This window comes from Longimicrobium sp. (assembly GCF_036554565.1).
GTDB lineage: Bacteria > Gemmatimonadota > Gemmatimonadetes > Longimicrobiales > Longimicrobiaceae > Longimicrobium.
This window is the reverse complement of sequence record NZ_DATBNB010000091.1, coordinates 1-9,401: the sequence shown is the minus strand read 5'-3', so window position 1 is coordinate 9,401 and position 9,401 is coordinate 1. Positions and strand designations below refer to the sequence as shown.

The following is a 9,401-nucleotide window of genomic DNA, read 5'->3' as shown; positions in this document are numbered from 1 at the left end:
TGGACCGCCGCAGCCTGCTGGCGACACGGCTTCCCGCGCAGTCGCCGGCGCGCGCGGCGGGGACGCGGCGCGCCGATCCGCCGCCGTCCGGCTCCGAGGGCGTCTACGTCTTCGTCTCCACCGACAACGTGGGCCGGGCGGTGGACGAGCGGCCCGGGGCGCCCGTCGCCATGCCGGACCTGTCGGGTCTTCCCCTGCGCGACGCGGCCCGCCGGCTCCACGCGCTCGGCGTCCGCGTGAGGGTGCGAGGGGGCGGATTCGTCGCCTCCACTCGGCCGGCAGCCGGGCAGCCGGTCGCCCGGGGAGACACGCTGGTGATCGTGGGCGACAGCCGATGAGTGGCCGCACGAGCACCCTGGGCCGGATCGAGGCGCGCCTCGCCCGCGAGAACCTGCTCGCGGGCGCCCGCCGTTTGTCTGCGGAAGCCGCCGCGGGCATCGTCACCGACGTCACCGCCGATTCCCGTGCGGCCGGCCCGCGGTCGCTGTTCTGCGCCGTCGTCGGCACGGCGAGCGACAGCCATGGCTTTCTCCCCGCCGTGGCGGAGTCCGGCGCGGCGGGGGCGACGGTGGAGCGAATGGACGAGTTCGCGCCCATCCCGCGCATCCACGTCAACAACGGGCGATTGGCGACCGCCTACGCCGCGGCGGAGTTCTTCGGCGATCCGTGGGACGCGATGACGCTGGTGGGCGTCACTGGAACCAACGGGAAGACGACGAGCGCGGCGATGCTGCGGCACCTGCTGGCGGCGGACGGCCCCAGCGGCTACGTCGGCACTTTGGGGGCGATCGGGGCGGATGGGCAGGTGATTCCCGGGACGGAGGGGCTGACCACGCCTGGGCCGGTGGAGGCCGCGCGCTGGATGCGCCGCTTCGCGGACGAGGGCGTATCGCGCGTGGCGATGGAGGTATCGTCCCACGCGCTGGACCAGGGTCGTCTCGCTGCAGTGAGATTCGACGCGGCGGTGTTCACCAACCTGACGCAGGACCATCTCGACTATCACGAGACGATGGAGGCGTATCGCGCGGCCAAGCTGCGCCTCCTGGACCTGGTCAAGCCCACCGGCGGCGCCATCGTGAACGCGGACGATCCCGCCTGGGCAGGCGTGAAGGCGACGGTCGGGCGGACGATCACCTTCGGTGTGGACCAGGCCGCGGACGTGCGCGCGGAGGCGGTTCGCGTGGGATCGGGCGGGATGCAGTTCACGCTGCGGACGCCGGACGGGGCGGCGCAGGTGGCGCTCCCCATCTTCGGCACCTTCAACGTGTCGAACGCGGTGGCCGCGGCGGCGGTGCTCTGGTCGCTGGGATGGAACGCGGCGCGCATCGCCGAACGGCTGGGGACGCTGCCGCAGGTGCCGGGGCGGCTGGAGCGCACGGCGGGGCCACCGGAATGCGCCACGGTGCTGCTGGACTACGCCCACACGCCGGACGCGCTGGAGCGGGCGCTGCAGGCCGTGCGCCCCCTCGTCACGGGCCGGCTGATCGTGGTGTTCGGCGCGGGGGGCGACCGCGATTCCGCCAAGCGCCCGCTGATGGGAAAGGCCGCGGCGGAGAACGCGGACCTGGTGATCGTCACCTCCGACAACCCGCGTACGGAAGACCCGGAGCGCATCATCGACGACGTCGAGAGCGGCATGGGAAGTGCACCCCGGCGGCGGATTTCCGACCGCCGCGAGGCCATCCGCACCGCACTCACCGAAGGGCGCACCGACGACCTGGTTCTCCTGGCCGGCAAGGGCCACGAGACGTACCAGATCGTCGGTACCGAAAAGCGTCCGTTCGACGAGCGCACCGTCGTGCGCGAGATCCTCGCGGAGCTGAAGACCGCCGCTGGAGGTGCCGTTTGAGCGGGTTCCGCTGGACCGCCGCCGAAGTCGCCCGCGCGCTGGAGCTGAACGCTCCCGCCGACGAGATGGACTTCGCCGGAGTATCGACCGACACGAGAAAGATCGCTCCCGGGTCGCTGTTCGTCGCCCTCTCGGGGACCAACTACGACGCGCACGATTACCTGGACCAGGCCGTCGGTGGCGGCGCCGTCGCCGCGGTGGTCAGCCGGGTGCCGGATGGCGCGCCGGCCATCCCGTACTTCGTCGTCCCGAACACGCTCCACGCGCTGGGCGCGCTGGGCCGGCACCGCCGCCGCGCGCTGGCCGGCCGGGTCGTCGCGGTCGCGGGAAGCAACGGCAAGACGACCACGAAGGAGCTGCTGCGCGCCGCGCTCTCGCCGCGCCTGCGCGTGCACGCGACGGACGCCAACCTGAACAACCAGGTGGGCGTGCCGCTGACGCTGCTGGCGGCGCCGGACGACGCGGAAGCCATCATCGTGGAAACGGGGACCAACGAGCCGGGGGAGATCACCCTTCTGTCCCGCATCGTCGAGCCCGACGCCGCCATCATCACGGCCATCGGCGAAGAGCACCTGGAGGGGCTGGACTCCGTCGAAGGCGTGCTGCAGGAGGAGCTGGCCATCTTCGACGGACTGCGCCCGGACGGCATCGCCATCGTCGCCGAAGATCCCCCGGAGCTGCCGCAGGGGACGCGGGAGCGGGTCGACGCAGCGCGCGTGCGGGTCTGCGGCTCCGGCGCGGAGGCCAACTTCGGGCCGGACGGCGGGATGGAGAGCGTGAAGGTGCGCCCGGACGGGAGCACGGAGTGGAGCTTCCGCGGCGTCGCCGTGCACATCCCCATTCCCGGGATGCACAACGTCCGCAACGCGCTGCTCGCCCTGGCCGTCGCCGAGGAGTGGGGCGTGCCCATCGCCGATGCCGCCGCGGGGCTGGCGGCGATGAAGGCGACCAAGATGCGGAACGAGTGGATGCACGTCGGCTCCCTGAACGTGATCGCCGACTGCTACAACGCCAACCCGCCCAGCATGCGCGCCGCGCTGGACCTGCTGGCGTCCGTTCCCGCGCAGGGCGAAAAGGTGGCCGTGATGGGCACCATGCGCGAGCTGGGCGACCACGGCGACCGGCTTCACCGCGAGCTGGCGCTGCACGCCGCCGGTCTCGTCGGCCACGGCATCGACCGCGTGGTGGCCACGGGAGATTTCGTCCGCGCGTTCGAGGAGAACCACTCGGAACTGGGCGAGCGTCTGGTATCGGCCGAAGATCCCCTGGAGGCGTACGAGGCGCTGCGGCCGGGATTGACCGGGGGCGAGACCATTTTGCTCAAGGGCTCGCGCGGGGTGGCGCTGGAACGCTGGATTCCGCTGATGGAGCGCGATTTCGCGCAGCATACCGCCGCGACGGAGGGCTGACCGGTGCTCTATCACCTGCTGGTGCCGTGGGCCGAGTACTACATCGGCTTCAACCTCTTTCGCTTCGCCACCTTCCGGGCGGCGGGGGCGGTGGTCACCGCGTTCTTCGTGGCGTTCTGGCTGGGCCCCGCCATCATCTCTCGCCTCCGCATGCTGAAGGTGGGGCAGGTGGTGCGCACCGAGGGCCCGCAGACCCACCTGGGCAAGAGCGGCACGCCCACGATGGGCGGCGTGCTGATCATCCTGGCGACCGTAATCCCGACGGTGCTCTGGGCGCGGCTGGACAACTGGTACACCATCATCGCGCTCGTCGTATTGCTGTGGCTGGGCGCGGTGGGCTTCATGGACGACTACCTGAAGATCGTCCGCAAGAACACCGGGGGCCTCAAGGGGCGCTACAAGATCGTGGGGCAGGCAGGTGTCGGCATTCTGCTGGGCATCGTGCTGATCATGTTCGACGTCAGCAATCCCATTCCGCCCACGTGGACCCAGATCCCGTTCTTCAAGAGCTGGCACGTGGACTTCTGGCCCGTGACGTACGTGCTGTTCGTCACCTTCATCATCGTGGGCTGTTCGAACGCGGTGAACCTTACGGACGGGCTGGATGGGCTGGCGGCGGGGCTTTCGGGGATCGCGGCGGCCACGTTCGGCGTGTTCGCGTACCTGCTGGGCCGGGTAGACTCGTCGGACTACCTGAACGTGTTCTATCTCCCCGGCTCGGGCGAGCTGGCCATCTTCTGCGTGGCGCTGGCGGGGGGATGCATGGGCTTCCTCTGGTTCAACGCCCACCCCGCCGAAGTGTTCATGGGGGACACCGGCTCGCTGGCAATCGGCGGCGTTCTGGGCGCGGTGGCGGTGCTGCTGAAGGCGGAGTTCCTGCTGGCCATCATCGGCGCGGTGTTCGTGGCCGAGGCGCTGTCCGTCGCCACGCAGACCATCTACTACAAGTGGACCAAGAAGCAGACGGGCACCGGCAAACGCATCTTCCGGATGGCCCCGCTTCACCACCATTTCGAGCAGATCGGCTGGCACGAGAGCAAGGTGATCATCCGCTTCTGGCTGATGGGCATCATCTGCGCGCTGGCCGCGTTCGCGACGCTCAAGATTCGCTGATGAGCCGTTCGCTGGCGGGAGAGACGATCGGAATCCTGGGGCTGGCGCGCAGCGGACTGGCCGCCGCGCGCCTGGCGCTGGCGCGAGGCGCGAAGGTGTACGCCAGCGACGCGGGAGATTCCGAGTCTGCCCGTGCGGCGGCGGAACAGGTGCGGGCCCTGGGAGGCGACGCCCAGACCGGCGGGCACGATCTGCAGAAGCTGGGCGCCTGCACCCGCATCGTCCTTTCCCCCGGCATTCCGCCTACGGCCAAGGTGCTGCGGGAGGATGCGATCCGGGGCGTGCCGGTGGTGCCGGAGATCGAGCTGGCGTTCGGGCAGCTGGAGTGCCCGGTGATCGGCATCACGGGAACCAACGGCAAGACGACGGTCACCTCGCTGATCGAGCACCTGCTGCAGTCCGCAGGGATCGACGCCATGGCGGGCGGCAACATCGGCACGGCGCTGAGCGAACTGGCGTTGCGCGAGCCGCAGCCCGCCTGGGCCGTGGCCGAGGTCAGCTCCTTTCAGCTGAGCGGCATCCGCGCGTTTTCGCCGGTGATCGGCATTCTGACCAACCTGGCCCCGGACCACCTGGACTGGTACGACGACGTCGAAGACTACTACGCCGACAAGGCGCGCCTCTTCGTCAACGCCGGGCCGGAGAGCCGGTGGATTCTGAACGCCGAGGATGAGCGCGCTCGCGGCCTGATCGGCGGCGCGCCGGGAACGCGCTACTACTTTCGCGTGGAGACGCCGCCGGAGTCCGAGGACGAGCTCGGCGGCTGGCTTTCCACCGGGGTGCTGCTGGTCCGCACCGAGCCGGGGGTGACGGAAGCGGTGGGGGCCGCGGCGGACCTGCAGATCCTGGGTCCCCACAACGTCGCCAACGCGCTAGCCGCGTCGATTGCCGCGCGTCTCGCCGGCGCCACGGCGGTGCAGATCTCCGACGCGCTGCGGACCTTCAGTGCCCCCGCGCATCGCCTGGAGCCGGTCGGTGAGGCGGACGGCGTGCTGTGGATCAACGACAGCAAGGCCACCAACATCGCCTCCACGCGCGTCGCCATCCGCGGCATGGCCCGGCCCACCGTGCTGCTGCTGGGCGGCAAGCACAAGGGCGAGCCCTACACCGAGCTGCTGCCGGACCTGGAGGGACGGGTGAAGACGGTGATCGCCTACGGCGAGGCCGCGCCCCTGATCGAGGCCGATCTCCAGGGGAAAGCGCCGGTGGAGCGGGTGGACGGGCCGTTCGAAGCCGTCATCGCCCGTGCACGCCAGGTCGCCGCGTCGGGCGACGCCGTGCTGCTTTCGCCGGCGTGCAGCAGCTTCGACATGTTCAGGAACTACGAGGAACGGGGCCGCCGCTTCAGCGAGCTGGCCCGGGAAGGGCAGGCATGACGAGCATCGCGCTCCGCTGGAAGCGGGGCAGGGAACAGGCGCCGGTGCAGCCGGTGATCACGCCGATGGCGCGCGCCCGCACCGTGGCGGCTCCGGTCGCGGCGGTGCAGGAGCAGACGTGGGAAAGCCGCGCGCTGGTGGCGCTGACGGCCGCCGCGTTCGCATTCGGCCTCACCGAGATGTACAGCGCCAGCTCGTTCGACGCGGCGGCGCTGGGGCTGCCCGGGCACTACTTTGCGCTCAAGCAGCTGGGCGGCGCCGTCGCGGGTGTCGTCGTCGCGGCCGTGCTTTCGCGGATGGACTACCGCCAGCTGCGCCGGCTCGCCTGGCCCATGCTGGGCATCGTCGCATTCCTGCTCTTGCTGGTGGTGATGCCGGGCACGGAGGCCATTTCGCCCCGGCTGAACGGCGCGCGCCGCTGGCTGAAGCTGGGGGTGATGTTCCAGCCGTCGGAGTTCGCCAAGATCGCGCTGATCGTGTGGACGGCCATGCTGGCGGTGAAGAAGGCAGACCGGCTGCACTCGCTCAGCAAGGGGCTGATGCCCTTTCTGCTGGTGTGGATGGCGGTGGTGCTGCTGGTGATGAAGCAGCCCAATATGAGCGCCGCACTGCTGCTGGTGCTGCTCTCGTCGCTGGTGCTGTTCGCGGGCGGGGCGCGCATCGGCCACTTCATTCTGCTGGCGCTGCTGGCCGTGCCGGTGCTGTGGAAGCTGGTGCAGGGCGAGGGCTACCGCGCGCGCCGCATCGCCGCGTTCATGGATCCCAACCACGACACGGGCGGGGTGAGCTACCAGATCCACCAGTCGCTGATCGCCATCGGCTCCGGCGGGGTGGGGGGACGCGGGTTCGGGGAGAGCCGGCAGAAGTACGGCTTTCTTCCCGAGGCGCAGAACGACTTCCTCTTCTCGATGATCGCCGAGGAGTGGGGGCTGCTGGGCGTGCTGTTCGTGGTCTCGATCTTCGCCGGCTTCCTGGTCGTCGGCTACCGGATCGCCGCGCGCGCGCCGGACCGGTTCGGCTACCTGGTCGCCATCGGCATGACGAACCTCATTGCCGTGTCCGCCTTCCTGCACATGGGCGTGGCGCTGGCGCTGCTGCCCACCACGGGCGTGGCGCTGCCCTTCATGTCGTCGGGCCTTTCGGCCCTGCTGACGTCGTTCGCGGCCGTCGGCATCCTGCTCAGCATCGCCCGCGTGGCGAAAGACCCCGAGGCCGCACGATGACCACACCCCGCGTGCTCTTTGCCGGCGGCGGCACCGGCGGCCACCTGTACCCGGCGCTGGCGCTGGGCGAGGCCTTCAAGCGGCTGGACCCCGCGTCGGAGGTGATGTACATCGGCGCGAAGCGTGGGGTGGAGGCGCGGGTGCTGCCGGAGCTGGGCGTGGCGCACGCGCTGCTGCCGCTGGAACCCATCCGCCGCGCCAAGCCGTGGCAGAACTGGCGGCTGTTCCCCGCCATGTTCGGCTCGTTCACGGCGCTGAATGGGGTGTTCCGCCGCTTCAAGCCCAACCTCGTCGTCGGCACGGGCGGATACGCGAGCGGGCCCGCGGTGGCCTTCGCGATGATGCGCGGCGTGCCCGCGGCGGTGCAGGAGCAGAACTCGTATCCCGGCTTCGTCACGCGGCTGGTGGACAAGCGGGTGCGGCAGATTCACCTGGCGTTCCCCGAGGCGCTGAAGTACCTGAAGCCCGGGCCGCGCACGCAGGTGTTCGAGTTCGGCAACCCCATCAAGCCGCCCGACTTCTCCGTGGACCGCGCGGCGGCCCGGGCCAAGTTCGGGCTGGGGCCGGGTACCGTCTGCCTGGTCACGGGCGGCAGCCAGGGCGCGCGCCCGGTGAACGAGGCGCTGCTGGCGGACCTGCGCGGCATTCGCGAGGGGCGCCTTCCCGCGCCCCCGGAAGGCTTCCAGATCCTGTGGGCCGCGGGCACGGGGAATTTCGCCCGCGTAGAGAAGGGACTGGAAGACCTGGGGCACCCGGCGTGGGTGCACGCCATGCCCTACATCAACGACATGCCGTCCGCGCTGGCCGCCAGCGACTTCGCCATCTCGCGCGCCGGCGCCATGTCGCTGGCCGAGCTGTGCGCGTGGGGCATTCCGGCCGTGCTGGTGCCGCTGCCGCACGCCGCCGCCAATCACCAGTACCACAACGCCGTGGCCCTGGCGGAGGCCGAGGCGGGCGTGATGGTGCAGGAGCAGGAGCTGGGCGGCGGCCGGCTGTGGGGCGAGGTGATGACGCTCGCGTTCAACGAGGCGCGCCGCTCGGAGCTGGCGACACGCGCCCGCAGCCGCGGCCAGCCCGACGCGGCGGACCGCATCGTTCGCGAGCTCGCTAGGCTGGTCGGGTGACGTACATGCCGTGGGAGCACGACCGCCGCATCCGCGAGCTGGCCGAGGTCTTCCGCGACCTGGGCGCGGCCGACTACGAGGAACGGGCGCGCTCGGAGGTAGAGGAGAACACGCCGCGGCTCGCTGCCTTCCTGGCCCTGCGGAAGATGTGGCGCCACGCGATGCCGTGGGTGGATGATCCGAGCGGGTGGATCGAGGTGGTCGTGGAGGAGGCGGACGATCCCAACGCTCCGTTTCCCGATGCGGGCGGGGCGCTCCGCCGGATGCTGGCCGCCGGCGCGGACCCGGACGACGTGCTGACGGTGGCGCGAATGGTGGCCGTCGGAACGCTCTTCTCCACCCTGCACACGGTGGACGATGGCAGGGACCACGCCGCGCCCGAAGACACGCCGGGCTGGCGCCTGGTGGAAACCGACCCCGACGGCGAGCCGACCGGCCGGGTGGTGTCGGGGCTGCACAAGGAGGTGCTGTTCCTGGAGCCGCGGCGCCGCGGACGGCGGTGAAGGAGCGCGCGACGGATGTTTGGTGGCAGAAGCGTAGCACCGTGGGGCGCAAACCCGCGCCCGGCGATTCTTTTCCCGCACCAGTGCGGCGGTTAGATTGAGCACCGAGTTCGATCTGGTACAGCTGGCGAAGCACGGGCCCATCCACTTCATGGGGATCGGCGGTGCGGGGATGTCGCCGCTGGCCGAAATGGCCCTGCTGGCCGGCGCGCGGGTAACGGGGTGCGATTCGTCCCCCGGCCCGGCGACGCAGCTGCTGGAAGAGCGCGGCGCCACGGTGTACCAGGGCCACGACGCCGCCCACGTGGCGGATTGCGCGGCGCTGGTGATGACGGCCGCCGTTCCCGCCGACCACCCGGAACTGGCCGCAGCGCGCGCGCGCGGCATTCCGGTGCTCAAGCGGGCCGAGGCGCTGGGCGCCATCGTCAACCACGGCACCGTCGTCGGCATCGCGGGAACGCACGGAAAGACCACGACCACCACGCTGGCGACGGCGGTGCTGGACGCGGCCGGGCTGCAGCCCACGGGCTTCGTGGGCGCGCGGGTGCCGGCCTGGGGCGGCAACCTGCGCCGCGGCGGCGACCAGCTGTACGTGGTAGAGGCCGACGAGTACGACCGCTCGTTCCACCAGCTGCGGCCCAACGTGGCCGTGGTCACCACCCTCGAAGCCGACCACCTGGACATCTACGGCTCGCTCGAAGCCATCGAGGACGCCTTCGCCATCTTCTGCGCCTCGGTGCCCGAAGACGGGCTGATCGCCGGGTGCGCGGACGACCACGGTGCCGCGCGGCTGCTCAACACGCT

9 protein-coding genes are annotated in these 9,401 nt (G+C 70.9%); all 9 read left to right on the top strand.

Annotated elements, in window-relative coordinates; all coding sequences use genetic code 11:
• The coding region (locus VIB55_RS02480) for a PASTA domain-containing protein (RefSeq protein ID WP_331875082.1) at positions 1–338 on the top strand (338 nt) is incomplete at its 5' end.
• Positions 335–1,849, top strand: a complete 1,515-nt coding sequence (locus VIB55_RS02475; protein WP_331875081.1) for a UDP-N-acetylmuramoyl-L-alanyl-D-glutamate--2,6-diaminopimelate ligase — start codon at positions 335–337, stop codon at positions 1,847–1,849. The genes VIB55_RS02480 and VIB55_RS02475, both read left to right, overlap by 4 nt.
• On the top strand, positions 1,846–3,258 hold the full coding sequence (locus VIB55_RS02470; protein ID WP_331875080.1) for a UDP-N-acetylmuramoyl-tripeptide--D-alanyl-D-alanine ligase: 1,413 nt from the start codon (positions 1,846–1,848) through the stop codon (positions 3,256–3,258). Before VIB55_RS02475 ends, VIB55_RS02470 begins: the two co-directional genes overlap by 4 nt.
• 3 nt (positions 3,259–3,261) lie before the next feature.
• Positions 3,262–4,371: a phospho-N-acetylmuramoyl-pentapeptide-transferase gene (gene mraY, locus VIB55_RS02465; RefSeq protein WP_331875079.1), complete on the top strand. Its 1,110-nt coding sequence runs from the start codon at positions 3,262–3,264 to the stop codon at positions 4,369–4,371.
• Positions 4,371–5,747, top strand: coding sequence for a UDP-N-acetylmuramoyl-L-alanine--D-glutamate ligase (gene murD, locus VIB55_RS02460; RefSeq protein ID WP_331875078.1), 1,377 nt, complete (start codon positions 4,371–4,373; stop codon positions 5,745–5,747). The genes mraY and murD overlap by 1 nt, the downstream gene beginning before the upstream one ends.
• Positions 5,744–6,970: a putative peptidoglycan glycosyltransferase FtsW gene (locus VIB55_RS02455; protein WP_331875077.1), complete on the top strand. Its 1,227-nt coding sequence runs from the start codon at positions 5,744–5,746 to the stop codon at positions 6,968–6,970. The genes murD and VIB55_RS02455 overlap by 4 nt, the downstream gene beginning before the upstream one ends.
• Complete coding sequence (gene murG, locus VIB55_RS02450) at positions 6,967–8,094, top strand: undecaprenyldiphospho-muramoylpentapeptide beta-N-acetylglucosaminyltransferase (RefSeq protein WP_331875076.1); 1,128 nt, start codon at positions 6,967–6,969, stop codon at positions 8,092–8,094. Before VIB55_RS02455 ends, murG begins: the two co-directional genes overlap by 4 nt.
• Positions 8,091–8,597, top strand: a complete 507-nt coding sequence (locus tag VIB55_RS02445) for a hypothetical protein (RefSeq protein ID WP_331875075.1) — start codon at positions 8,091–8,093, stop codon at positions 8,595–8,597. The genes murG and VIB55_RS02445 overlap by 4 nt, the downstream gene beginning before the upstream one ends.
• A 97-nt stretch (positions 8,598–8,694) precedes the next feature.
• Positions 8,695–9,401 (top strand): Mur ligase domain-containing protein (locus VIB55_RS02440; RefSeq protein WP_331875074.1); only part of this gene is annotated, 707 nt, incomplete at its 3' end.